Here is a 23827-nt window from a genome sequence, read left to right on the forward strand (position 1 = left end):
CCCCCTATCCGCGCGACGCCGCGCGTGGCATTGCGCGCGCGTTCCTGCCGCGCCACCCGCTGGGCAACCGATACGACTACTACTACACGCTGACCAAGCTGCGCACCGATCCGCTGTATCCGGGCGTGCTGCAGGCGCTGCGGCCGACGACCGCACCGGTGCTCGACCTGGGCTGCGGCCTGGGCCTGCTGGCGCACGCACTGCGTGCCGATGGCCAGGCCCTGCCCTACGCCGGTGTCGACATCGACGCGGCCAAGATCCGCCGCGGCCGCGAGGTCGCCGCGCGCGCCGGACTGGCCGACGTGCAGTTGGACGTGCTCGACCTTGCCGCCGGCCTGCCGGCGCATCGCGGCAGCGTCGCGATCCTGGACGTGCTGCAGTACCTGTCGCACGAGCGTCAGCGCGCGTTGCTCGACGAGGTGATCGCGATGCTCGCCCCGGGCGCGCTGCTGGTGATCCGCAGCGGACTGGCCGACGGCTCGACCCGCAGCCGGACGTCGCGCATCACCGATCGGCTGGCCAATTTCGCCGGCTGGATGCAGGAACGCGCACGCTGCTATCCGACCGCCGACGGCCTGCGCACGCAGCTCGAAGGCGCGGGCCTGGCGACCACGCTGCGGCCGCTGTACGGCGACACGCCGTTCAACAATTGGCTGATCGTGGGCCGCCGCACATGAGTCCGCGCGACGGGCTGGCCGATGCGCCGATGCTGGCGCTCGACGACCCGGCGTGGGCACGGCTGAGCTGCGCGCATGGCGTCGCCCTTGGCGTGCCGGCCCTGCTGGCGCAGCTCGACGGCGCCACCGAGGACAGCTGGCAGAGCCCGCCGTGGCAGGCGCTGTGGGCGGCGCTGTGCGACGAGGGCCGCGTGCACCCGGCCTCGTTCGCCGCCGTGCCGCACATCGTCGCCGCGCTGGCCGAGGCGCCCGAGCGCGCCTGCCCGAGCCACTTCGTGCTGCCGGCGAGCATCGAGCTGGCGCGCGCCGCCAGCGATGCGGTGATTCCCGACAGCCTGATCGACGGCTACGTCGCCGCGCTCGCCCGATTGCCGCTGCTCGCCGGCCTGGTCGCCACGCCGGACTGGGACGAAACGCTGTGTGCATCGGCGCTGGCCGCCACCGCTGCGGCGACCGGCCAGCACGCCCTGGCCGAGTTGTTACTCGAGGCCGACGACGTCGACGCGGTACTCGCCTGGCTGCGCGCGGACTGAGCTGCTGCAGGCGGCACCGCCGCTGCCACATCGGCTTCAGCGACGCTTGGCTATAGTCGTCGGCCCTTCGCCGAAGCCTGTCTGCCGATGCCGTCCAGCGCCCCTCGCACCGCCCACTCGCTGCCGCGCACGCTGCGCGGTGCACTGCTGTCCCTGCTCGCGCTCGCCGCCGCTGCGCAGGCGCAAGCACCGGGCGACGACGGCTTTCTCGCGGCGATGCAGGCGGCCGAGCGCGGCCAGCCGGTGCCACCGGCAATGACCGGCCATCCGGCCGCCGCCTGGCTGGAACTGGCCGCGCTGCGGCGCAATCTCGACACGCTGCCGCTGGCGCAGGGCCAGGACTTCCTGACCCGGCATGCCGGCGCGCCGGTGGCCGAGGTCTTCCGCGAGAGCTGGTTGCGCGCGCTGGCCAAGCGCCAGGATTGGGCCGGCGTGCGTGCGGCCTGGTCGCCGTCGATTTCGAATGTCGCCTTGCGCTGCATCGAGCTCGACGCGCGCGCCCGCACCGGCGCCACCGATGCGCAGTGGACGCGCGACATGCAGGCGATCTGGCGCAGCAGCGGCACGTCGCTGCCCGACACCTGCGATGCCCCGTTGCAAACCTTATCCGCGCGCGGCGGCCTCGACGACGCCCTGCGCTGGGAACGCTTCGACCTGGCCGTCGCCGCGCAGGACGTGGCGATCGCGCGGGGAATCGCGCGGGGAATGTCGGTGGCCGAGCAGCCGCTGGCGACCGACTACGCGGCCTATCTGCAGGCGCCGCACGCGCGCGCCACCGGCTGGCCGAAGACCGCGCGCAGCCGCTTGGTCGCCTCGCACGGGCTGGCGCGCCTGGCCAAGGACGATCCGCTGGGCGCCGAGGCGCAGTTGCCGGCGGTCGCGGGGGCGCTGGGCTTCACCGAGGAAGACAACGGCCGCGTGCTCTACCAGGCCGCGCTGTGGACCGTGGCGTCCTATCTGCCGGACTCGGCGCGGCTGCTGGCACGCGTGCCGGCCTCGGCCTACGACGAGCGCCTGCACGAATGGCGCGTGCGCGAGGCGATGGCGCGCAGCGACTGGCCGGCGGCACTGACGGCGATCCGCGCGATGGGCGCAGCGCAGCGCGCGCAATCGCGCTGGACCTATTTCGAGGCGCGGCTGGCGGCCCTGACCGGCGATCCGGCCACCGCCGAGCGGCTGTACCGCGACGCGGCGACCAAATCCGATTTCCACGGCTTCCTCGCCGCCGACCGCCTCGGCCAACCCTACGCGCTGTGCCCCTGGGATTTCGCACCGTCGAACGAGGCCAAGACGCGCGTCGCGACCGACCCGGGCATCGTGCGGGCGATGGCGCTGTATCGCATCGAGCGGCCGATCTGGGCGACTCGCGAATGGAGCGCTGCGCTCGCACGCTTCGACGACGAGCAGCGGCGCATCGCGGTGCTGGTGGCCCAGGAGAACGGCTGGTACGACCGCGCGGTGTTCGGGCTCGGCCGCCAGCCCGACGAAACCCGGCTCTACGCGCTGCGCTTTCCGCTGACCCAGCAGGCGCTGATCGAGCGCGAGGCCAAGCGCCACGGCCTGGACCCGGCTTGGGTCGCGGCCGAGATCCGCGCCGAGAGCACGTTCAACCCGCGCGCACGCTCGCCGGCCGATGCCCGCGGGCTGATGCAGGTGCTGCCCGCGACGGGCGCCGCGGTCGCGCGCCGGCTTGGCCGCAACTGGGCCGGCGCCGAGAGCCTGTACGACCCCGAGACCAACGTCGCGCTGGGCACCGCCTACCTGCGCGAGAAGAAGGACATGTACGGCAAGCCCTACGTCGCGATCGCCGCCTACAACGCCGGGCCGACGCCAACCTCGCGCTGGCTGTCGCAGCGCCCGGACATGGACCCCGACTTCTGGATCGAAACGATCAGCTACCGCGAAACGCGCGAGTACGTCGCCCGCGTGCTCGCCTTCAGCGTGCTCTACGACTGGCGCATGTACGGCCGCGCGGCCAAGCTCGACGAACGCCTGCGCGGCGCCGAGGCCCAGCGCGATACGCGCTTCGCCTGCCCGACGGACCGGTCGGCCGGCTGAGTCGACGCATCGGGGATAATGGACGGCGGTCGTGATGGATCCGGGAATGCCTGCAGATGCGCGCATTCCCATTCGCATAAGGGAGTCGAGGGTGTGGCGTAAGGTGTGCATGGCCGTGTGCCTGGTGGGCGCGGTCTGGGGTGGGGTCGAGGCAGCACCCGTCGACCCGCAGGTGGTCTTCGTCGCACACGACGTCACGCCCGATGGCGTGCGTGCACGTGCGCAACCGTTCCGTGCCTACGTGGATGTCTCGATGCAGTCCGCGCCGGACAACGCGTCGCAATTGCGCATCCGCCCGCTGTGGGTGCAGGGGCGCGGGTCTTCCGCGCGCGGCTCGCTTGCGCTCGATCACCGGGACGAGGGCGATCGCGCTGCGATCGACATCCTCGAGCGCGGCTTCACCCTGACACTGCCACGCAACGACGGCGGCACAGTGCTGCAACCTGCCGACCTGGCGGGCTGGGAGCGCCGTTCGGGCCCCTCGGATGCCCGGTTTCTCGCGCTTTTGCGGGTGCAGGCTCTGGGCCTGCGCCCGGTGGCGCTGCCCGCGACGCCGCAACTGGGGCAGCGCCTCACGCACCGCGCCCGCGGTGGCGATTTCGCGTCCCTCGACACGCACATGCGCGTGCGCGCGCTGACGCCGGAGATCGTGCTGCTCGATGTCGAGTTCGAGGGCGACGGCCTCTCGGGACACGGGCGGCAGGCCGTACGCCGCCAGGACGGCAGACCGCTGGAGACGCGGCTCTATCTCACCTCCAGTGACGGCCAGGGCACGCCCGAGACCCATCGGTTGTATCTGGTGGACATGGCGACCGAGCCCGTCCTCGATCTCGAACACGCCATCTCGCAGCCGCAAGGCGTGTTCAACGTCACCGCCGAGCGGCTGGCGGCGCCGCCGTTCTCGGCGCGCAGCGACGACCCGGCCCTGTTCGCGACCGACCCGATCGAGGCGGGCACGCTCGCGGCCTGGATGCAGCCCGATGACGGCAGCGATCTCGACATGGCGCTGGCCTTCGATGTGCTGGCGCACAGCGACGGCGGCCGCCCGCACATCGCGCTGCATGCCGACGGCCGTCCGGCTGCCAGCACGCCCCGTGTCGGCTTTCTGCACGTGCGCGATGTCCAGTTGCTCGATGCCCAGGGGCAGCCGCTGCCGGGCGCGAACCCGACGGTCACGCAGCCGAACTTTCCGGTGTTCAACGGCATGCGACTCGAAGAGACCCGCGTGTCGTTTCCCTTCCGCCTGCCGCTGACGGTGTCGACCTCGACCCTGCAGCCCCTGTCGCGCATTCGCCTGACCGCCGATATCCGGGTCTACCGCTGGGATCGGGCCGAACCCGTGCCGTATCGCAGCCAGAGCACGCACACTGCCGACACGCTGATCGAATGGACGTCGCCGTACCGCGCCACGCTGCGTCAAACCGCCCCCGCCGCGGGCCGGACCCAGGGCACATGGACCACGGTCGTGCCGATCGATGCGGCCGGTCGCGAGATTGCCTCCTCGCAGCTCTTCGTCGGCCGCGCATCCGATGCCGCCAGCGACTGGCGCACGCTCGACGCCATGCCGCTGCTGCAACTCGACCCGGAACGCGCCGTCGACCGCACGGAGATCGCCACGTACGCCCCCATGGCCGGTCTGCGCCTGCTGCATTACCGCTGGCGTGCCGAGCGACGCGCGCTGACGATCGACGACATCAGCATGCAGCCGAGCGAAAACGACCCGGACTTCGGCGCGGACTGAGGCCGCGCCGGTATCGGCCGGCGATGCGCGTGGCGTCCGGTGCCTGTGTTGCGTGCGATGTGTCGATCCCTCCGGCGACCCAGCGGCGCCCGGACCGAAGTGCGGTGGCAGCGCGTCGGGGATAATGTCCGGCTCACCGCAACGGTCCGCCCACCCGGCGTCGACCGGCGATCCAATGAAGGAGCAACGCGTCGATGATCGGACCGCGTGACATCGCGATGGGCCTCTGCCTGTGGACGATGGCGGGCTTGGCCGACGCCGCGGACGTCACGCCGCGCGTGGTCTTCATCGCGCACACGGTCCTGCCTGCGGCGCCGGATGCTGTGCCGCGCAGGCACTGGAGCTATGCCACAGTCTCGCCAGGGATGCCCGCGCGCGATGACACGCCGCTGCGCATCCGCCCGGTCTGGACGCGCGCGCCGGACCGTCACACCGACGAGATGGCCGGGCGCGTGCCGCCCGCCGCCTACGCGGGTTTCGATCTGCAGCTGCAGCGCGAAGGCGTCGCGCTGCGGCCGGTCGTCACGACGGCGTGGCGGTCGGTACCGCCTGACGATCCGGCCACGTCCCTGCTCGCCTCCGCCCGGATGGCCGCGCTCGCGCTGCGCCCCGGGATGCTCCCGTCATCGCTGCGCGTCGGCAACCAGGCCACCCGCCAGGACGACAGCGGCGATTTCTCGGGTCTTCGGCAGACTTCGCGAGTCCGCAGCCTCGACGCCACGGTTGCCGTGCTCGACCTCGAGATCGATGGCGCCGGTCTGCGTGGCCACGGCCGGCAGGCAGTCCGCATCGACGACGGCGTGCCGCTCGAAACCCGCCTGTACCTGGAACGCACGACCGACAGCGCCGAGTCCGACGTGCATCGTCTGCACGTGGTCGACATGGCCACCGAGCCGGTCCTGGAACTCGAACTCGATGCGGACCTGGCGCAGGCGTCGATCGAATCGACGCACGCCATCCTCGACGTGCCGCCGTTCTCTGCCCCGGTCGACGACCCTGAACTGTACGCCCCCCACCCCACCCCGAAGGTGCGCTCGAATCCTGGATGGCGAGTGCGGACGACACCGTGCTGGAGACCATGCTGGTCGCCGGGGTGCAACGCGCGCCCGATGGCGGTCGCCCGCATATCGCCATCGGCGCCGATGGTCGCGCGGTCGGCCGCAGTGGCCCGCCCATCGCAGATTTCCTCAGCCTGCGGCTGCGCACGGTCACCCTGCTCGACGCCGCCGGCCAGCCGCTGCCCGGCACCGACGCGACGATCGTGCACCCGATCCTGCCGATGTCCGATCGCCAGCGCATCGTCGACACCCAACTGGCATTTCCGTTCCAACTCCCGCCCGACGTGCCGGCCGATACGCTGTGGGCGCTGGACACGGTGCGAATGACCGGCGAGGTGGATGTCTATCGCTGGGACCAGGCCGAAACCGTGCGTTACGGGGACTCGCCCACGCACAACAGGGAGGCGCGCATCGAATGGATATCGCCGCATCGGGTCGCACTGCTGCAGGATCACCCCGCGCCCACGCGTCGCGATGGCCTGTGGACGACCGCGGTGCCGATCGATGCGGACGGTCACGAGATGCCATCGGCGCAGGTCATCACGGGCCGGACACTCGATCCGCCAGGGGACTGGCGCACGCCGGCCACATTGCCGCCGCTGGCGTTGGAGTCCGGGCGCACGCCGCAACGGCTGGACATCGCCACGGCCACGCCGTTGGCCGGCCTGCGTCTGCGCCACTATCGTTGGCAAGCCGAACCGCGAACCTGGACGTTCCACGATATCCGCACCCGCATGCCCGCCGCCGAACGCGCCGAGTACGAGCGCAGATTCGGACGCGGCGCCAGCGCGCGTTGAGGCAGCCATCGGCCCGTGGCCGTTAGGCTGTCGCTCCAGACCTGCCTATGGTGATTGCCGGACCATGTCCACCATGAAGACCTATCTCGTCGGTGGCGCCGTGCGTGATCGCCTGCTCGGACAGCCCGCAGGCGACCGCGACTGGGTCGTCGTCGGCGAAACCCAGGCGGCGATGGAGGCCGCCGGTTTCCGCGCGATCGGGCGCGATTTCCCGGTGTTCCTGCACCCGCGCACCGGCGAGGAGTACGCGCTGGCGCGCACCGAGCGCAAGGCCGGACGCGGCCATCGTGGCTTCGTCGTCGATGCCGATCCGTCGGTGACGCTGGAACAGGATCTCGAGCGTCGCGACTTCACGATCAACGCGATCGCCCAGGCGCCCGATGGCAGCCTGGTCGATCCCTACGGTGGCGTGCGCGACCTCGACGCGCGGGTGCTGCGCCACGTCGGCCCGGCGTTCGCCGAAGACCCGCTGCGGGTGCTGCGTGCCGCGCGCTTCATGGCCCGGTTTGCACCGCTCGGCTTTACGGTCGCCGACGAGACGATGGCGCTGATGCGCGCGATGGTCGAGGCCGGCGAACTGGCGACGTTGACGCCCGAACGCGTGTGGCAGGAGTTGCGCCGCGCCCTGGGCTCGGCACGGCCGTCGGCGTTCGTGCGCACCTTGCACGACTGCGGCGCGCTCGCGGTCGTGCTGCCCGAGGTCGATGCGCTGTACGGCGTGCCGCAGCGCGCCGAATACCATCCCGAGGTCGACACCGGCACGCACATCGAGCTGGTCGTCGACATGGCCGCGCGGCTGGCGCCGGGCGACGATGTGATCGGCTTCGCCGCGCTGACCCACGACCTGGGCAAGGCGCTGACGCCTGCGCACCGGCTGCCGCGCCATGTCGGCCACGAGCACGCCGGCGTGCGTCCGCTCGAGGCGCTATGCGCACGGCTCAAGGTGCCGGTCGCGCATCGCGAGCTGGCGATCGTCGCCTGCCGCGAACACCTCAACGTGCACCGCATCGCCGAACTGCGCGATGCCACGCTCTACGAACTGATCGCGCGCTGCGACGGTTTTCGCCGGCCCGAACGCATCGACCAGCTCGCGTTGGTCTGCGAGGCCGACAAGCGCGGCCGCCTGGGCAGCGCCGACAGCGACTATCCGCAGGGCGCGCAACTACGCCGCGCCCACACCGCCGCCTGCGCAGTCAACGCCCGCGACCTCGCGGCCGAAGGACTCGCAGGCCCCGCGATCGGCGAAGCGCTGCGGCGCGCACGGATCGCGGCAATCGCGGCAGCACGCGGTGGCGACGACACACCGGCCACGTAGCCGTCGGCATTCTCGAGGCCGTTCCAGTACGGGAGCTTGCGATGCGTCAGTTCATGATCCTGCCCTTGGGCCTGTTGCTGGCGGCTTGCAGCCCGCCGCAGACACCCGCCCCTGCCTCGCCCGCTCCGAGTGCCACACCGGCCATGGTCGGCGGCGACCGCGACGCGCACGGCTGCATCGGCTCGGCCGGCTACGCCTGGTGCCCGCGCAGCGCGACCTGCGAACGGCCGTGGGAACTGGCCGAACGCGAAGGCATCGAGAACACCGCACCCGCCGTCGAGGCCTGGTGCGCGGCGCCGGCCGACGCAGACGATCCACGATGAGATGCGCGCAGGCGCGGCCGACACCCGCATGCGACGCGCTGCACGAGGGCCATCAACCCATCTCGTGATCGACGGGACGCGAGCTACGACCGCGCCGCACTCTGACCGTGCAGGCGTTCGGGGTCCTCTCGCCGTTGTCCTTGCCCTCTTGGCGAGAGGGTCGCGTGTGCGTCCAACGAGGCGTCGATATGGCTTGCGTGCGCCTTCGATTGCGGCTCGATCTCCCACTCGCGTCGGCTCGGAGCGGTTTACAACCCCGTTCGCCACGGTTCATTCGCTACGAAGCGCGTAGTGCAGGCGGACACAGCCCCGGTCCAGCGTCTTCGCGCTGATCAACGTCGGACTCAGACGAACTCCCGCGGCGGGAAACAACGGGCTGCCGCCGCCCAGCAGCTCCGGCATGACGTAGATCTCGATCTCATCAAGCGCCCCACGCTCGATGAACGCCATCTGTAGCTTGCCTCCTCCCAGCATCCAGACGTCTCCGTCATCAAGCGCTCTGAGTTCGGCGATCAGCGCGTCGACATCGTGGCGAATTTCGAGCGTCCCTCGGGGCGCGTCGATGACGCCAGAGGTGACGACAATCACTCTGTGGTGTGGATACGGCCAAGGAGCGGGGTCGCGAGCGAGAAAGTCATACGTGCCGCGTCCCATGACGACCGTCCTGACCCGCCGGAGGAAGAGGTTGTAATCGTGCTCCCCGAGCGCCATGCCCTCATAACGCTGCAGCCAATCGAGTCTGTCCCCAGGTGACGCGATGAAGCCGTCAAGGCTGGTCGCGATGTAGCCAAGAATGCTTGCCATGGCGCGCCCTTTTTTGTAAGCGAATGTTCGTTTATATTAGACCAATGGGCAGATCGAAGAAAGTCTCGGACGAAGAACTGATGGATCGACTCCTCGTCCTCATCGCCAGGGACGGGCCAGGCCTGTCGTTCGCATACGCCGCGCAATGGGTCGATCTCGCGCCTGCCACACTTGTGCACCGCTTTGGAACGCGAGAGGGCATGGTCGAGTCGACCCTGTCGCATGCCTGGACGCGGTTGGAGCAAGCCACTCACGCCGCCGATGCCCAGGCGTCGGCGGATCCCGCGGGCGCGGTGGACCTGCTCCTGCGCCTGACAGCGAGGGGGGCTGGAGAGGTGAACTTCTCGGATGGACTGTTACTGCTTCGAGAGGATTTCCGTCACCCTGCGCTTCGCGCTCGAGGCGCGCAGTGGACCAAGCAGTTGACCACTGCATTGGGACAACGCCTTTCCCGGGATCCGGTGCTTGCCGATGTGCTGGGTCAGCAGTTGGCCAGCGTCTGGCAGGGCGCCATCATCTGGTGGGGCTTCACGCGAACAGGCACGCTTGAAGCCAATGTAAAGGCCGTATTGGACGACTGGTGTCGCATCGCTCTTCGCGCCTGAACCCGGTGTCCTAACGCGTGCCAGCGCACAGCGATCACTGCGGCGCTCCCCCGGATTGAAAGAAAACCCTCTCGATTCTCGACCGCCGATGCCATCGACCGATGCATCGGCCGGCGCGCGCGCGCCAGTGCAGGCGAGGCCTGCGCGATCGCGGCACTTGCCATCGAATCCGCTCATGACTGCGATGAGATCGTCGCGCTTGTGACGTCCGCGAGGGCCTGTCGACAATCGCCGCACGACCAAGACCGGAGTGAACGATGCGAAGCGCGATCGGTTGGATGCTGTGGACGACGGCGGTGCTCGGCGGCCTCGGCGCGCTGCAGGGTATGGCGGCCGAGCCGCTGCCGCAGTTGCGCGCCTACGAGGTGCCCGCCGCCTGGCGGCAACCGGTCGCGCCGCTGCGCATTGCCGCGGGCACCTGGCAGATCGGCACGGCGCAGTTGAGCGCGCTGCTGCTCAAGGGCGATGCCGGCGCCATCCTGATCGACGGTGGCATTCCGCAGACCGCCGAGCACCTGCTCGCGAACATGGCCGCACTCGGCGTGGCCCCGTCCGACCTGAAGTTCATCGTGCTCAGCCACGCCCATGCCGACCATGCCGGCCCGCTGGCGGCCCTGCGCCGGGCCACCGGTGCCCGGGTCGTGGCCAATGCCGAATCGGCCCAATTGCTCGCGCGCGGCGGGAGCGACGACATCCACTACGGCGATGCCTTGCTCTATCCGCCGGTCGTCACCGATCGCCTGCTGCAGGACGGCGAAACACTGGCGTTGGGCGACCTGCGCCTGCAAGTGCATTTCACCCCCGGGCACACGCCAGGCGGCATGAGCTGGACCTGGACCGACCGGGCCGACGATGGCACGCCCGTACGAATCGCCTACGTCGACAGCCTCAGCGCGCCGGATTACCGCCTGCTCGACAACCCGCGTTATCCGCACATCGTCGACGCCTACCGCGCGAGCTTCGCGCGCGTGCGCAGCCTGCCCTGCGACCTGCTGCTGACCCCGCATCCGGACTTCAGCGGACTGCGCTATGGCACCACGCTCGAGCGCGAACGCCCGGCCACCTGCGCAAGCTATGCCGACGCTGCCCAGGCCGCATTCGACGAGCAGCTCAAGGCGGAACGGCTGGGCGCGGCGGATTGAGGGCTGCGTCGCTCGGAGTGGCCGAAGAACGCGCGTACTGCCCTGCCCCCACCCGGTGCGCTGCGCGCACCGACCTCCCCGCGATGCGGGGGAGGTGACGGCAAAAGCGTGCCGGCGTCGCACACCAAGCTGTCACGACGATCGAAACCCTCTCCGCAATGCGGGGCAGGTATCGGCAAATGTGTGCCGACGTCCGGATGCGGAACTGCCGCATGATCAAAGCCCTCCTCCGCTTGCGGGGGAGGGTTGGGTGGGGGCCGGACATCGAGGCCATGTCTTCTGCCTCTAATCGCAAGTTGGCGAGATGATCCCCTGCCCCCACCCGGTGCGCTGCGCGCACCGACCTCCCCCGCGATGCGGGGGAGGTGACGGCAATGCGTGCCAGCGTCCGGATGCGGAACTGCTGCGACGGTCAAGCCCTCCTCCGCTTGCGGGGCATTGCGCCCTTCACGGGTGGAGGGTTGGGTGGGGGCTACAGGTCGAGGCGATGCCCTCTACTTCTCCCACAAGCAGGGAGATGATCTCCCCCACTCGGTGCGCTGCGCGCACCGACCTCCCCCGCGATGCGGGGGAGGTGACAACGGCGCTACGCGGTTGCTTCGAGCCGTTGCTGCAGCGCCATCGCGGCGGCGGGGTTGCGGGCCTTGGCGGCGGAGATGAAGAACACGAAGGTCTCGCGCGGCACGACCGGCGCGGCGTCGCGGTCGCCGGCGTAGGGGAGGTCGGCCGGCGCGCCGCCTTTCGCCCACTGGCGTGCACGCTGTGCCCAGGCGTCGAGTTGCAGGCCGGGGTAGCCCTGCGGGTGCTCCTCGCGGCTGGACATCAGCCGGGCGTAGACGAAGTCGCCGGTGAGATCGGCGAACGAGGGGTAATCGGCCGAGTCGGTGAACACCGTGGCGACGTCGTGCGCACGCGCCAGCGCCAGCCAGGCCGCGCTCTGGAACGAGGGGTGGCGGACCTCGACGGCATGGCGTAGCGGCAGGCCATCGACCTCGCGCGGCAGCAGCGCGAGGAAGGCTTCGACGTCGTCGGCGTCGAAGCGACGGTTCGGCGCAAACTGCCACAGCAGCGGGCCGAGTCGGTCGCCGAGTTCGGCGATGCCGCCACCGACGAAGGTCTCGATGCGCGGGCCGGTGTCGGCCAGTGCGCGCGCGCCGACGATGTGGCGCGGCGCCTTGAGCGAGAACACGAAGCCCTCCGGCGTCTCCGCGCGCCAGGCGGCGTAGGTCGCCGGCTTCTGCGCGCCGTAGAACGTGCCGTTGACCTCGATCGCGGTCAGCTTCCGGCTCGCGTATTCGAGCTCGCGCTTCTGCACCAGGCCCTTGGGGTAGAAGTTGTCGCGCCACGGCGCAAAGGTCCAGCCGCCGATGCCGGTGCGGATGCCGTCCACCGGCTGCGGGGGGGCGTCGAACAGATCGATCATGGACACCTCAGTCGGGGTGCTGCGCAAAGCGCAGCCGGTTGTGGTCGGGGTCGACGAGCAGCATCTCGCGCGTGCCCCAGTCGGTGTCGTGCGGCGGTTGCAGGATCGCAACGCCTGCGGCCGCGAACGCGTGCGCGCAGACGTCGACGTCGGCCACTTTGAAGTAGACCGCGCCGCCGACTGCGCCATCGCCGGCGTGCCCGCTCAGGAACAGCGTCTGGCCGTCGCGGGTGAGCTGCGCGAACAGCGGCAGCCCGGGTTCGAAGCGATGCTCCCAGTCGACCCGGAACCCGAGCGCGGCGTAGAACGCGAGGCTGCGCGCGGCATCGGTCATGCGCAGCTGCGGGATGACGGTCTGGCTCATCGCACCGCGTCCGGTGCCGTGGCGGCCAGCCGCGGCCGCACGTGGCGTTCGAGGATGGCGTTGAGCGGCGCGAGCGCCGGCTCGCGCGCGAGTACCTGGTCGAGATACGCGACGAAGCGCGGCGCATCGGCCAGATACCGGGGCTTGCCGTCGCGGTAGTGCAACCGCGCGAACAGGCCGAGGATCTTGAGGTGGCGCTGCATGCCGGCCAGGTCGGCGTGGCGCGCGAACACGGCCGGGTCCGGATCGACCGGCACGCCGGCGGCCCGCGCGCGGGCGTGGTAGCGCGCCAGCCAGGCATCGACGCGCGCCGGCGGCCAGCTGCGGAAGGCATCGCGGAACAGACTGACCGGGTCGTAGGCCAGCGGCCCGCGCACCGCGCCCTGGAAATCGATCACCGCGACGCCGGCGCCGTCGGGCATCAGGTTGCGCAGCATGTAGTCGCGGTGCACGAAGCCCTGCGGCTGCGCCAGCACCGCCTCGATCAGCGTGCGCTGCACGGCCTGCAAGCCGGCGCGCGCCTCGGCGTCGAGCGTCACGCCGAGGTGGCGGCCGAGGAACCAGTCTTCGAACAGGTCGAGCTCGCGCTGCAGCATCGGCGCATCGTAGGCGGGCAGGTCCGCCGGGCAGGCGATCGCCTGCAGGCGCAGCAGTTGCTCGAACGCGGCATCGACCATCGCATCGGCACCGGCGTCGTCGACGACATCCAGGCAGGTGCGCGGCCCCAGATCCTCCAGCAGCAGGAACCCGGCGTCGGTGTCCTCGGCCAGCACCTCGGGCACGCGCACACCGGCCGCGCGCAGCAGCGTGCGGATGCGCAGCCACGGCCGCACATCCTCGAGTTCGGGCGGCGAATCCATGACGATGCGCGCCGGCCCTGCGCCCTGCGTGCGCCAATAGCTGCGGAAACCGGCATCGGTCGACGCACGGACGAGCGTCAGCGTTGCATCGTCGGCCGCATCGCGCGCCCAGGCCAGGCGGGCGGCGCTGCGGTCGGGATCGGCGTCCGGGGAAGCGGGAAACGTCGCGGTCATCGGGCGGATGTGGGGGGCGGGATGCGCAGGGTACAAGCTCGGCACGGCCGCGGCATCGCGGCTCAGACCTTCAGGTACCACCGACGCCGGTCCATCCAGGCGGCGACCGCCCACCACAGCGCGACGAACGCCAGTGCGAATGCCAGCGACGCAGCCTGCTCGCCGAGCAGCGGGGCCAGCGGCGCGGCGAACAGCACGCGATAGAGCGGTGCCCACAGGCCGGCGCCGATGGCGAGCAGCACCATTGCGCTCGAACCGGCATAGACGGCGATCGCGTTGACGCCAAAGCGGCGGCCCCAGGCCGGCCAGCCGCGCCGGTCGATCAGCAGGTGCAGGCCGACGAGCGCGAGCGCGGCCAGCCCACCGGTCCACAGCACATAGGACGCACTCCACAGCGGCTTGTTGAGGGGCAACACCAGCGACGACGCCGCGCCCAGCATGCATGCGGCCACGCCCAGCGCGAGCAGTGCGCGCACCCGCCCTGCGCGCAGCCAGTCCCCAGCGCGCACGCCCAGCAGCGTCGTCGCCAGCGCACCCGCCGTGCTCGCCAGGCCCTCCGGGTCGTGGCCGAGGCCGGTGAGCGGGTCGTAGCGATACAGCCAGGGCGCGAACAGCGCGGTGTCGAGCCGGTCGAACGGGTTGCTCCCCGGCGCGGTGCCGCCCAGGCCCAGGGCCACCGCACCGGCCACGAGGAGCCCGGCCAACAGCGTCCATTGCGCACGCGGCGACAGCGACAGCGCCGCGAGCCCGGCGAGCGCGAAGCACAGGCCGATGCGCTGCAGCACGCCCCACGGGCGAAAATGCGCCAGGTCGAGCACCCACCACGCCAGCAGATGCAGCGCCAGGCCGATCAGCACCAACCGCGCCGCGCGCACGAGCACGCTGCGACGCAGCCGGGCAAGGTCGGCGCCGGCCTCCCGCCGGGGCGACAACGCCAGTGCGATCGACACGCCGACCACGAACAGGAACGTCGGAAACACCAAGTCGGCCAGCGTGCAGCCGTGCCAGGCCGCGTGCAGCAGCGGCGCATAGACGTGGTCCCAGTCGCCGGGCGTGTTGACCAGCAGCATCGCCGCGACCGCGATGCCGCGCAGTGCATCGACGCTGGCCAGCCGCGCGGACGGCGCGGCCCTGTCAGCCGGCCGCGCCACCGATCCAGGTGCCGCGCAGCGACAGCGTGTCGTCGACCAGCGCGAAATCCGCGCGCAGACCGGGCGCGATGCGGCCGAGCCGGTCGTCGAGGCCGAGGAACTGCGCCGGATACGTCGCCGCCATCCGCGCCGCTTCGTCCAGCGGCACGTCGAGTGTGCGCACGGTGTTGCGCACCGCCGCCATCATGTCGAGCGCCGAGCCGGCGAGCGCACCGGCAGCGTTACGCACCACGCCATCGACGGCGGTGATCGTCTCGCCGTAGAGCATGTAGTCGGGACGGTCGGCGCCGACCGGCGGCATCGCGTCGGTGACCAGAAACACCTTGCCGCGCGGCTTGGCGGCCAGCGCGACGCGCAGGCTGGCCGGATGCACGTGCGCGCCGTCGACGATGATCCCGCACCAGGCCGCGCGGTCTTCGAGCGCGGCGCCGACCGCACCCGGCTCGCGTCCCTGCAACGGCGACATCGCGTTGTAGAGATGGGTGAAGCCGCGGATGCCTGCGTCCAGCCCCGCGCGCGCCTGCGCCCAGGTCGCCGCGGTGTGCCCAGCGGAGACGATCGCGCCGGCGGCGACCAGCGCGCGTACGGTGTCGGCCGGCACGCGTTCGGGCGCCAGCGTCACCAGCGTGACGCCGCCACGCAGCGAGGTCGCCAGCGCGATCTCGTCGGCGCCGGGCACGCGGAACTTGCCGGCGTCGTGGGTGCCGCGGCGCTCGGGCGCGATGTAAGGGCCTTCGAGATGGATGCCGACCACGCCGGGCACGCCGTCCGCGATCGCCGCATCCACTGCCGCGATCGCGGCGCGCATCACTTCGACATCGTCGCTGATCAGCGTCGGCAGCAGCGCGGTCGTGCCGAAGCGCCGATGCGCGGCGGCGATCAAAGCGATCGCCTCGACGGTCGGCGCGTTGTTGAACAGCACGCCGCCGCCGCCGTTGACCTGCGCGTCGACGAAGCCCGGCAACAGATGCAGGCCGTCGAGGTCGTGGCGCGCGACCTCGCGCAGCTTGGGGTCGTCGTGCGCGAGCAGTGCGGCGATGCGCGCGCCCTCGACCAGCACCGCGATGTCGTCGCGGAAGCCGGTATCGGTCAGCACGCGGCCATTGACCAGGGCGAGGGCCATCAGACGGTCTCCGTGACCTTGTTGAGATGCGGCGGCACATCGGGATCGAAGCCACGCCGCAGCGACAGCGCGTTGGCCGCGCGATAGAAGCTCTGCACCGCCAGCAGCGGCGCGCAGGCCGGTTCGGGCGCTTCGGCGACCGGCAGCTCGCCGCCGGGTGCAGCCAGCCACACCTCGGCGCCACGGCCACGGAACTCGTCGGCGACCGCGCGCGTGCCGGCGTCGGTGCCGTCGGGCTGGGCCAGCAGCAGCACCGGGAACCGGGGGCCGACCAGCGCCATCGGTCCATGTCGGACCTCGGCGGCGCTGTAGGCCTCGGCGTGCAGGCCGCAGGTCTCCTTGAACTTCAGCGCCGCCTCCTGCGCTGCGGCCAGGCCCGTGCCGCGGCCGAGCACGAACAGATTGCGCGCTTCGGCCAGGCCCTCGACCAACGACGACCAGTCGCAGGCCCAGGCCGCGCGCATCGCCTCGGGCAGCGCCGGCAGCGCTGCGGCCAGCGCGGTGTCGCCACCACTGGCCCGCTGCCAGTGCGCGGTCAGCTGCAGCAGCGCCGACAGCGAGGCCAGATAGCTCTTGGTCGCCGCGACGCTGCGCTCGGGGCCGGCATGCAGCGGCAGCACCGTGTCGGCAAGCTGCGCCAGCGGCGCATCCTCGACATTGACCAGCGCGACCACATGCGCGCCGGCCGCGCGCGCGGCTTCGGCGTTGCGCAGCAGGTCGGGGCTGCGGCCCGATTGCGAGATCGCGATGAACAACGCGCCGTGCATGCGCTGCGGCGCGGCGTACACCGAGCCGACCGACGGCGAGGCCGATGCGGTGACGATGCCCAGCCGGGTCTCGAACAGGTACTTGGCGTAGGTCGCGGCGTGGTCGGAACTGCCGCGCGCGCAGGTCACCACGAACGGCGGCGGCCGCGCGATGAGGGTGGCGACCAGCGCATCGACTGCGTCGGCGTTGCGCGCGAACTGCGCAGCGACGACGTCCGGCGCCTGCGCGGCCTCGCGGAACATCCAGGTGGTGGCCGCGTCGCGCGGCGCCTCATCAGTCGCGTGGGGCATCCTCGGGTCCCGGTGATGGCGTCGGCCGCGGGCGCATCGGCGCGGTCGACCCGCGCACGACCAGCTGCGGCACGAAGCCCTGGTTGTGGGTGGCCTGCGCGGCGACGGCATCGGCGTCCTCGCGCAGGCTGGCGATCAGCATCCGCGCGGCCTGCCGCGCGATGTCTTCGGTGGCCTGCTTGGCCGTGGTCAGCGGCGGCCACGACTGGCGCGAGAACGGGCTGTCCTCGAAGCCGGCAATCGACAGATCAAACGGCACATGCATGCCCGCCGACTTGGCCGCGGCCAGCACGCCGGCGGCGATCTCGTCGTTGGAGCCGAAGATCGCTGTCGGCGGATCGCGCAGCGCCAGCAGCCGGCGCGCGCCGCGGAATCCGTCGTCGAAGGTGTAGTCGCCGGGAATCACCAGGTGCTTGTCGTGCGGAATGCCGTAGTCCTTGAGCGCGGCCTCGTAGCCGGCGTGGCGTTCGCCGCTGGAATGGTGCTGCGGCCCGCCCCACAGAAAGCCGATGCGTTGGTGGCCGAGCTGGATCAGGTGCTCGGTGATCTCGTAGGCGGCGTCACGGTCGTCGACGAACACGCAGGGATGCCCGTCGCGCGGGTCCTCGGTCGCGGCGATGATGCGCACCAGGCGGATGCCGCGCGCGGACAGCGCGTCGATCAGCTCCCGGCGCTCGGACATCGGCGCGGTCAGCACCAGGCCGGCCAACCGCGACCGCCGCACGAACTCCACCAGTTCCTCCACCAGCAACGGCGAACTCGCATCGCAGGGATGGATCTGCAGCCCGAAGCCGGTTTCCCGGCACGCGGCGAGTACGCCGTTCTGCACGCCGATGATGTGATACGGGTTGGGGTTGTCGTAGATCAGCCCGATCACGAACGAGGTCGCGCTGCGCAGGTTGCGCGCCGAGGGGTCGGGCTCGTAGTCGAGTTCGGCGATCGCGTGCAGCACCCGCGCGCGGGTGGCCTGCAGCACCGACGGCTCGTTGTTGATCACCCGCGAGACGGTCTTGAGCGAGACCTTGGCCCGCTCGGCGACATCCTTGATGGTGGGTTTGCGCACGTCCGGCTCCGGCATTCTCTCAGGCCGCCATCATCGCGCAGCCCGACGCGCCGCGTGACCGGCACGGTGCCCACGCAGGCCGTAGTACAGGATGTACAGGTAGCACGGCAGGGTCAGGGCCAGAAACACCAGTTGGAAGTCGTAGTGCTGTTTGAGCACCGCGAACAGCTGCGGCACGATCGCGCCACCGGCAATGCCCATGATCAGCAGCGCCGAGCCGGTCTCCGTCAGCCGGCCCAGGCCCTTGATCGCCAGCGGGAAGATCGCCGGCCACATCATCGCGTTGGCGAAGCCCAGTGCGGCGACGAAGCCGACCGCAACGTAGCCGTGGCTCAGAAACGCACCGGCCGAGAACACGATGCCCAGCACGGCCGAGATGCCCAGGTAGCGTTCCTGGCTGACGAACCGCGGGATCGCGACCAGACCGGCGACATAGCCGAGCAGCATCGCGCCAAGCGTGAACGAGGTGAAGAACTTGGTCCGGTCCAGTGGCAGGTCGAAGCCGTTGCCGTAGGTGCCGATCGCATCTCCGGCCAGCACCTCCACGCCGACGTACAGGAACAGGCACAGCACACCCAGCCACAGATGCGGCAACTGGAACAGCCCGCGCACGCGCGCGCCCTCGCCCGGCTCGGCCGCGGCGTTGGCCTCGGCCGGCCGCAGTTCGGGCAGCGGCGAGAACAGCACGCCCAGCGCGACCAGCATCAGCACGCCGGCCATGACCAGATACGGCAGATGGATCTTGGCGGCGAACTCGCCCAGCAACTGTGCGCGTCCGGCGGCATCGGCCGCGGCGGCCTGCGCGCTGAGATCGCCCATGCCGTGCAGCACCACCGTGCCCAGCACCACCGGCGCCAGGATGCCGGCGACCTTGTTGCAGATGCCCATCAGCGCGATGCGCCGCGCCGCGCTCTCGATCGGCCCCAGGATGCTCACGTACGGGTTGACCGCGGTCTGCAGCAGCGCCAGTCCGCTGCCCATCACGAACAGCCCCGACAGCGCACCGGCGTACCAGCGCTGGGTCGAGAACTCGCCAAACAGCATCGCACCAGCGGCCATCACGAACAGGCTCAGGGCCAGTCCCTTCTTCATGCCGGTCCGGCGCAGCACCCAGGCCGCGGGCAGCGCGAGGAAGAAGTACGACAGGTAGAACACCATCAGCACCAGGAAGGCGTTCACCTCGTCGAGTTCGAAGGCCAGTTGCACGAACGCGATCAGCGGGCCGTTGACCCAAGTGAAGAAGCCGATGATGAAGAACAACAGGCCCATGATCGCGATCGAGGTCGCGTGACTCGGGCGGGCATACGGTGTCGCGATCGCAGACATCAGGAGCGCTCCGGCGGACGGGGACTGCAGGACCGGTGCGGCGCAACCGCGGACCGGACATCGAGTACCAACGTTGTCATCAACACGCGCCAGGCAGGCCCCGGCGACCGCATCATGCCTGAACTTCCGCGCGAAACGCGTGCTGCATTGCGGCATTGATCGGCGGACCCTGTCGCGCACCGAGGGTCGGAACCTGCTGATTCGACGCGCCTCTCGCGTTCATTTCCGCGTGTCGCGCCGATTGTTGCAACTGTGTGAAGGATCCCGTGGTGGGACGCGCCCGAAGCATCCGGGGCGTTGACATCGTTGTCATGACATGCCGACACTCCGCCGCATCTGGCAGCGGCTGTCATCGTATGGCGCCCTTCCCACCCGGAGCTTCCGTGGCTGCATCCCCTTCCCTGCCGTCGACCGCACCGCGCCACGCCATGCGCGATGCCTTCATCGCCGCCGACGTCGGCGGCACCCATGTGCGTATCGGCCTGGTCGAGGCCACCGGCGATGCCGCGCACCCGGTGCGCGTGCTCGAGTACCGCAAGTACGCCTGCGCCGCGTACCCGGGGCTGGCAGAGATCGTCGAGGAGTTCCTGGCGGCGCTGCCCGGGCGCCGGGTCGATGCCGGCGCGATCGCCAGCGCCGGCTACGCCCTGGGCGATGGCACCGTGATCACCGCCAACCTGCCCTGGCCGATCTCGCTCGAGCGCATCCGCACCCGGTTGGGTTTTCGCGAGTTTCGCCTGGTCAACGATTTCGAGGCTGTCGCCCATGCCGCCGCCCAGGTCGACCCCCAAGATGTGGTGCGGCTGACCGGTCCCGACGCCGCGGCGCCGGGGCCGATGCTGATCGTCGGACCGGGCACGGGCCTGGGTGCGGCGGTGCGCATCCCGACCGCGCATGGCCCGGTCGTGCTGGCCACCGAGGCCGGACAGGCCGCGCTGACCACCGGCCACCCTGCCGAGCAGGCGCTGCTGCGCGAACTGCAGCGCGGCCGTAGCCACGTGCCGATCGAGCACGCGCTCTCGGGCCCGGGCCTGCTCAACCTCTACCGTGCGGTGTGCGCGCTGCAGGGCGTCACGCCGATCCACACGACCCCGGACGCGATCACCGCGAAGGCGATCGCAGGCGACGACGCGCAGGCGCGCGCGGCGCTGAATGCCTTCTGCGGCCTGCTCGGCAGCACGATCGGCGACATGGCGCTGCTCTACGGCGCGCACGGCGGCATCTATCTGGCGGGCGGGATCCTGCCGCAGATCCGCGACTACCTGATGGGCAGCGACTTCGTCGCCCGGTTCCTCGACAAGGCGCCGATGCGCGAGGCGCTCGAACGCATTCCCGTGAATCTGGTCGAGCACGGGCAGCTGGGCGTCATCGGCGCCGCCAGCTGGTACCTCGATCGGCTCGACTGACGCGTCGCCGGCGGCGCGCGGGTCGGGAAAACGTCGTGTCGCGACGCGCCCTTGGGGCGCGCGCGCTGCGGCCAGGCAGTGGGGTACGCCGGTACAGGTACGCACGCGACGGCACGACGGCCGCCGCGGCGCCACTCACATCAGCGATGGGGACCACCATGAACACCCGTAAATCAGTGCTTTCGGCCGCGATCACGCTGGGGCTGTGCGTCGCCGCGCAGGCCCAGGCACAACAGACGGCCCCCACGTCGGACGCGGCCACCGATCTGGACCGGGTCGTGGTGACCGGCATCCGCGGCAGCCTGGAGAAGTCGCTCGACACCAAGCGCAACAACGACACGATCTCGGAGGCGATCACCGCCGAGGACATCGGTAAGTTCCCCAACACCAACGTCGCCGAAGCGATGTCGCAGATCCCAGGCGTATCCCTTGACCGTCGTTTCGGACAGGGCGAGCGCGTGAGCATCGATGGCACAGATCCCAGCCTCAACCTGACGTTCCTGGACGGCCGACCTGTCGCGCAGGCCATTTGGCTGTATGGCGAGCAGCCCAACCGCGGCTTCGATTACACGCTGCTTGCACCGCAGATCCTAGGCCGACTGGAAGTCATCAAGTCATCCGAGGCGCGCCTGCCCGAAGGCAGTCTCGGCGGCACAGTGCTGATGCATTCACGGCAGCCGCTCGATCTGGATACCAACGAGATCGCCGCCTCCATCGGATATAGCTATAACGACCAAGCCAGCAGCGGCGCGCCTAACGCATCGCTGCTTTATAGCTGGAAGAACCCCGCTGAAACGCTTGGTATCGCTGTGTCGGCGCAGCACTATGAAGAGAAGGTGGACCGCCAGGGCCTTGAGGTATTCGGCTACGCGCCCGCCTCCACCTTCACCAATGCAGCGGCGGCCGGACTGGATCCGGATGCGATGGTTCCAAACTCCATCAACGCGGCCTGGTTCCAGCAAGAGCGCAAGCGCGACAGCGCGGTGCTCAACTTGCAGCTCAAACCGACCGACGCTCTCGAGTTCAAGCTTCAAGGACTTTATATCCGCGAGAACTTCGACAACTACAATCAATCGCTGTACAGCTTTCTGACCTGGAACCCAGGCACCATCGGCGCTGTCGACCGGCTCGATCAAGGACCGAAGGGTGTCGTGGTCGGTGGACACTCCGGCGCGAATGCCGATCCCGACGGCGGCACCGTCATCTACGACAACAACGTGCGCGAGTCCGAGGTCACGACCAAGGGCATCGACCTGCGCGGCGCATGGCAAGGCGACATCTGGGGTATCGCAGCCCAGGTGGGGCGCAGCAAATCGGACAACGCCAATCTCGCGCAGTACTTCATCGAGCCGGTCTACAACGGCGGCTTCAGTTGGCACATCGACGATGGCATCCGCTTCGACGATCCAGAGGCCGCACGCGATCCCGGCAACTGGGGCTCCAATGGCTGGCTGGGCAACAACGGCATTTTCTCTACCGAAAGTGAGAACCGCTACGGCCAGCTGGATTTCAACGTGCGCCTGCCGGGCGTTATCAGCATGCTGCGATTCGGTGCCCGCCAGGTGAAGCAGGAAGAGCGCTTCGCGCTCAATGTCTACGGGGGCGTCAACACCGGGTTCCTGGACGAAGTCGGCACCATCGGCCTGACCGACATCCGCGGATTCCATCCTGATCACGGTCATCATTTGCAGGTCGGTCGCGACAACGTCATCGATTGGATCCGCAACAGTCCGGTCGACTACAACAATCCTGATCCGGCGAGCTACCTCAACAACACCTGGGCATTGGAGCAGACCAACACCGCAGGCTACGTCCAGGCAGATTTCTCGACAGGCCTTTTGCGCGGCAACATCGGTCTGCGCTACGTGGAGTCGAAGATCGACGGGAGTGGATTCGTCTACAGCGGCACGCCGACACTGGACGACCTCGACAGCAAGTGGCAGACCCGGACGTCCAAGGAAGATTTCTTGCTGCCATCGGTCAACCTGGTTCTCGATCCAGGCAACGACTGGTTGTTCCGCTTCGCCGCAGCCAAGGTCATTGCCTGGGCGCCGTACAACCAGTTGGTCAACAACACTTTCCTCAATGACACCACGCTCACTGGCGCTGGCGGCAACGCAGAGCTTTCACCGTATGAATCGACGAACCTCAATCTCTCGGCCGAATGGTACTTCGCACCACAGTCGGCATTAGCTGCATCCATCTTCTACAAGGACATCGATAACTACGTCGATACCAGCGCAACGATCGAGCGCCAGTACAACTCGATCCGGGACAACGATCCGCGCGCATGGGAAGACCTGGTCGGCAGCAACGGCTGCACCGCAGATGGCTATTGCGACTACAGCATCGCAAGGCCGCGCAACGCGGGTGGCGGCAAGGTCAAGGGACTCAATCTTTCCTATCAGCAGGCATTCGGCGAGAGCGGCTTCGGTCTAACCACCAACTACACCTACGCGGATGGTGAGAACAATACCGGCAACCCGCTGCCCTATCAGTCCGAGCACAGCGTTGCGCTGAGTCCTTACTATGAGCAGGGCCCCTTGAGCGTCAGACTCAGCTACAACTGGCGCGACAGCTACCTTGCCGGTGGTTACGTTGCGGGCGCGGCACCTGCGAGTGTGGATGACTACGCCGAGCTGGGCGCTAGCATCGGCTGGCGATTCAATGACAACTGGTCGATCGCCTTCGATGCGCAGAACCTGCTCGATGAAGAGTACTTCCAGTACTTGGGCGAGAAGCACATGCCCGCCGGGCGTTACCACACCGGGCGTCGTTACATGGCGACCCTGCACATGCGGTTCTAAAGCGTGCCACCAGGCGATC

21 protein-coding genes are annotated in these 23827 nt (G+C 69.8%); 11 read left to right on the forward strand and 10 right to left on the reverse strand.

From position 1 onward, the window contains the following. Window positions 1-29 precede the first annotated feature (29 nt). The 4 genes from BEN78_04615 to BEN78_04630 all read left to right on the forward strand — a co-directional run bounded on the left by BEN78_04615 (window position 30) and on the right by BEN78_04630 (window position 5009). Window positions 30-677, forward strand: coding sequence for a methyltransferase (locus BEN78_04615; GenBank protein ASR44910.1), 648 nt, complete (start codon window positions 30-32; stop codon window positions 675-677). Window positions 678-706: 29 nt separating this feature from the next. Continuing rightward, complete coding sequence (locus tag BEN78_04620; protein ASR44911.1) at window positions 707-1210, forward strand: hypothetical protein; 504 nt, start codon at window positions 707-709, stop codon at window positions 1208-1210. Window positions 1211-1297: 87 nt separating this feature from the next. Continuing rightward, on the forward strand, window positions 1298-3268 hold the full coding sequence (locus BEN78_04625; GenBank protein ASR42775.1) for a lytic murein transglycosylase: 1971 nt from the start codon (window positions 1298-1300) through the stop codon (window positions 3266-3268). Window positions 3269-3377: 109 nt separating this feature from the next. Beyond that, complete coding sequence (locus BEN78_04630) at window positions 3378-5009, forward strand: hypothetical protein (GenBank protein ID ASR42776.1); 1632 nt, start codon at window positions 3378-3380, stop codon at window positions 5007-5009. 623 nt (window positions 5010-5632) lie between these two features. Here BEN78_04630 and BEN78_04635 read toward each other — a convergent pair. Continuing rightward, on the reverse strand, window positions 5633-6025 hold the full coding sequence (locus tag BEN78_04635; GenBank protein ASR42777.1) for a hypothetical protein: 393 nt from the start codon (window positions 6023-6025) through the stop codon (window positions 5633-5635). A 29-nt stretch (window positions 6026-6054) separates the two neighbouring features. On the opposite strand from BEN78_04635, the gene BEN78_04640 reads away from it, so the two are divergent. From BEN78_04640 to BEN78_04650, 3 genes are all read left to right on the forward strand, one after another. Beyond that, window positions 6055-6864: a hypothetical protein gene (locus tag BEN78_04640; protein ID ASR42778.1), complete on the forward strand. Its 810-nt coding sequence runs from the start codon at window positions 6055-6057 to the stop codon at window positions 6862-6864. A gap of 73 nt (window positions 6865-6937) precedes the next feature. Continuing rightward, window positions 6938-8179, forward strand: coding sequence for a multifunctional CCA tRNA nucleotidyl transferase/2'3'-cyclic phosphodiesterase/2'nucleotidase/phosphatase (locus BEN78_04645; GenBank protein ASR42779.1), 1242 nt, complete (start codon window positions 6938-6940; stop codon window positions 8177-8179). Window positions 8180-8220: 41 nt separating this feature from the next. Further along, window positions 8221-8502, forward strand: a complete 282-nt coding sequence (locus tag BEN78_04650; protein ASR42780.1) for a hypothetical protein — start codon at window positions 8221-8223, stop codon at window positions 8500-8502. A 270-nt stretch (window positions 8503-8772) separates the two neighbouring features. Here the strand turns inward: BEN78_04650 and BEN78_04655 are convergent, their stop codons facing one another. Then, on the reverse strand, window positions 8773-9306 hold the full coding sequence (locus BEN78_04655; GenBank protein ASR42781.1) for a dihydrofolate reductase: 534 nt from the start codon (window positions 9304-9306) through the stop codon (window positions 8773-8775). A gap of 44 nt (window positions 9307-9350) precedes the next feature. Here BEN78_04655 and BEN78_04660 point away from each other — a divergent pair, with 44 nt between their 5' ends. Next, window positions 9351-9911, forward strand: coding sequence for a hypothetical protein (locus BEN78_04660; GenBank protein ASR42782.1), 561 nt, complete (start codon window positions 9351-9353; stop codon window positions 9909-9911). Between the two features lie 278 nt (window positions 9912-10189). Continuing rightward, window positions 10190-11053: a POM family subclass B3 metallo-beta-lactamase gene (locus BEN78_04665; protein ID ASR44912.1), complete on the forward strand. Its 864-nt coding sequence runs from the start codon at window positions 10190-10192 to the stop codon at window positions 11051-11053. Window positions 11054-11639: 586 nt separating this feature from the next. Here BEN78_04665 and BEN78_04670 read toward each other — a convergent pair. The 8 genes from BEN78_04670 to BEN78_04705 all read right to left on the reverse strand — a co-directional run bounded on the left by BEN78_04670 (window position 11640) and on the right by BEN78_04705 (window position 19595). Further along, a complete protein-coding gene (locus tag BEN78_04670; GenBank protein ASR42783.1) occupies window positions 11640-12476 on the reverse strand; it encodes a hypothetical protein in 837 nt (278 codons plus the stop codon). 7 nt (window positions 12477-12483) lie between these two features. Then, window positions 12484-12840, reverse strand: coding sequence for a glyoxalase (locus tag BEN78_04675; protein ASR42784.1), 357 nt, complete (start codon window positions 12838-12840; stop codon window positions 12484-12486). Next, on the reverse strand, window positions 12837-13874 hold the full coding sequence (locus BEN78_04680) for an aminoglycoside phosphotransferase (protein ASR42785.1): 1038 nt from the start codon (window positions 13872-13874) through the stop codon (window positions 12837-12839). The genes BEN78_04675 and BEN78_04680 overlap by 4 nt, the downstream gene beginning before the upstream one ends. A gap of 62 nt (window positions 13875-13936) precedes the next feature. Continuing rightward, window positions 13937-14944: a DUF5009 domain-containing protein gene (locus tag BEN78_04685; protein ID ASR44913.1), complete on the reverse strand. Its 1008-nt coding sequence runs from the start codon at window positions 14942-14944 to the stop codon at window positions 13937-13939. Between the two features lie 64 nt (window positions 14945-15008). Next, complete coding sequence (locus tag BEN78_04690) at window positions 15009-16148, reverse strand: N-acetylglucosamine-6-phosphate deacetylase (GenBank protein ID ASR42786.1); 1140 nt, start codon at window positions 16146-16148, stop codon at window positions 15009-15011. Beyond that, a complete protein-coding gene (locus BEN78_04695) occupies window positions 16148-17206 on the reverse strand; it encodes an iron dicitrate transport regulator FecR (GenBank protein ID ASR42787.1) in 1059 nt (352 codons plus the stop codon). The genes BEN78_04690 and BEN78_04695 overlap by 1 nt, the downstream gene beginning before the upstream one ends. Then, a complete protein-coding gene (locus BEN78_04700; GenBank protein ASR44914.1) occupies window positions 17190-18269 on the reverse strand; it encodes a LacI family transcriptional regulator in 1080 nt (359 codons plus the stop codon). Before BEN78_04700 ends, BEN78_04695 begins: the two co-directional genes overlap by 17 nt. A 30-nt stretch (window positions 18270-18299) precedes the next feature. Next, window positions 18300-19595, reverse strand: a complete 1296-nt coding sequence (locus BEN78_04705; protein ID ASR42788.1) for a glucose/galactose MFS transporter — start codon at window positions 19593-19595, stop codon at window positions 18300-18302. Window positions 19596-20023: 428 nt separating this feature from the next. Here BEN78_04705 and BEN78_04710 point away from each other — a divergent pair, with 428 nt between their 5' ends. Next, window positions 20024-21001, forward strand: a complete 978-nt coding sequence (locus tag BEN78_04710) for a glucokinase (protein ASR42789.1) — start codon at window positions 20024-20026, stop codon at window positions 20999-21001. A 158-nt stretch (window positions 21002-21159) separates the two neighbouring features. Beyond that, complete coding sequence (locus BEN78_04715) at window positions 21160-23808, forward strand: TonB-dependent receptor (GenBank protein ID ASR44915.1); 2649 nt, start codon at window positions 21160-21162, stop codon at window positions 23806-23808. Window positions 23809-23827: the final 19 nt, after the last annotated feature.

The sequence above is a fragment of the Xanthomonas citri pv. mangiferaeindicae genome (genome assembly GCA_002240395.1).
In the GTDB taxonomy this organism is placed as follows: Bacteria; Pseudomonadota; Gammaproteobacteria; order Xanthomonadales; family Xanthomonadaceae; genus Luteimonas; species Luteimonas citri_A.

What these genes read in the sequence shown, in the direction of transcription:
- BEN78_04620 (ASR44911.1), top strand. Translation starts at nt 707, where the DNA reads ATGCTGGCGCTCGACGACCCGGCGTGGGCACGGCTGAGCTGCGCGCAT.
- BEN78_04625 (ASR42775.1), top strand. Translation starts at nt 1,298, where the DNA reads ATGCCGTCCAGCGCCCCTCGCACCGCCCACTCGCTGCCGCGCACGCTG.
- BEN78_04630 (ASR42776.1), top strand. Translation starts at nt 3,378, where the DNA reads ATGGCCGTGTGCCTGGTGGGCGCGGTCTGGGGTGGGGTCGAGGCAGCA.
- BEN78_04640 (ASR42778.1), top strand. Translation starts at nt 6,055, where the DNA reads ATGGCGAGTGCGGACGACACCGTGCTGGAGACCATGCTGGTCGCCGGG.
- BEN78_04645 (ASR42779.1), top strand. Translation starts at nt 6,938, where the DNA reads ATGAAGACCTATCTCGTCGGTGGCGCCGTGCGTGATCGCCTGCTCGGA.
- BEN78_04650 (ASR42780.1), top strand. Translation starts at nt 8,221, where the DNA reads ATGCGTCAGTTCATGATCCTGCCCTTGGGCCTGTTGCTGGCGGCTTGC.
- BEN78_04655 (ASR42781.1), bottom strand. Translation starts at nt 9,306, where the DNA reads ATGGCAAGCATTCTTGGCTACATCGCGACCAGCCTTGACGGCTTCATC.
- BEN78_04660 (ASR42782.1), top strand. Translation starts at nt 9,351, where the DNA reads ATGGGCAGATCGAAGAAAGTCTCGGACGAAGAACTGATGGATCGACTC.
- BEN78_04665 (ASR44912.1), top strand. Translation starts at nt 10,190, where the DNA reads ATGCTGTGGACGACGGCGGTGCTCGGCGGCCTCGGCGCGCTGCAGGGT.
- BEN78_04670 (ASR42783.1), bottom strand. Translation starts at nt 12,476, where the DNA reads ATGATCGATCTGTTCGACGCCCCCCCGCAGCCGGTGGACGGCATCCGC.
- BEN78_04675 (ASR42784.1), bottom strand. Translation starts at nt 12,840, where the DNA reads ATGAGCCAGACCGTCATCCCGCAGCTGCGCATGACCGATGCCGCGCGC.
- BEN78_04680 (ASR42785.1), bottom strand. Translation starts at nt 13,874, where the DNA reads ATGACCGCGACGTTTCCCGCTTCCCCGGACGCCGATCCCGACCGCAGC.
- BEN78_04685 (ASR44913.1), bottom strand. Translation starts at nt 14,944, where the DNA reads ATGCTGCTGGTCAACACGCCCGGCGACTGGGACCACGTCTATGCGCCG.
- BEN78_04690 (ASR42786.1), bottom strand. Translation starts at nt 16,148, where the DNA reads ATGGCCCTCGCCCTGGTCAATGGCCGCGTGCTGACCGATACCGGCTTC.
- BEN78_04695 (ASR42787.1), bottom strand. Translation starts at nt 17,206, where the DNA reads ATGCCCCACGCGACTGATGAGGCGCCGCGCGACGCGGCCACCACCTGG.
- BEN78_04705 (ASR42788.1), bottom strand. Translation starts at nt 19,595, where the DNA reads ATGTCTGCGATCGCGACACCGTATGCCCGCCCGAGTCACGCGACCTCG.
- BEN78_04710 (ASR42789.1), top strand. Translation starts at nt 20,024, where the DNA reads ATGCGCGATGCCTTCATCGCCGCCGACGTCGGCGGCACCCATGTGCGT.
- BEN78_04715 (ASR44915.1), top strand. Translation starts at nt 21,160, where the DNA reads ATGAACACCCGTAAATCAGTGCTTTCGGCCGCGATCACGCTGGGGCTG.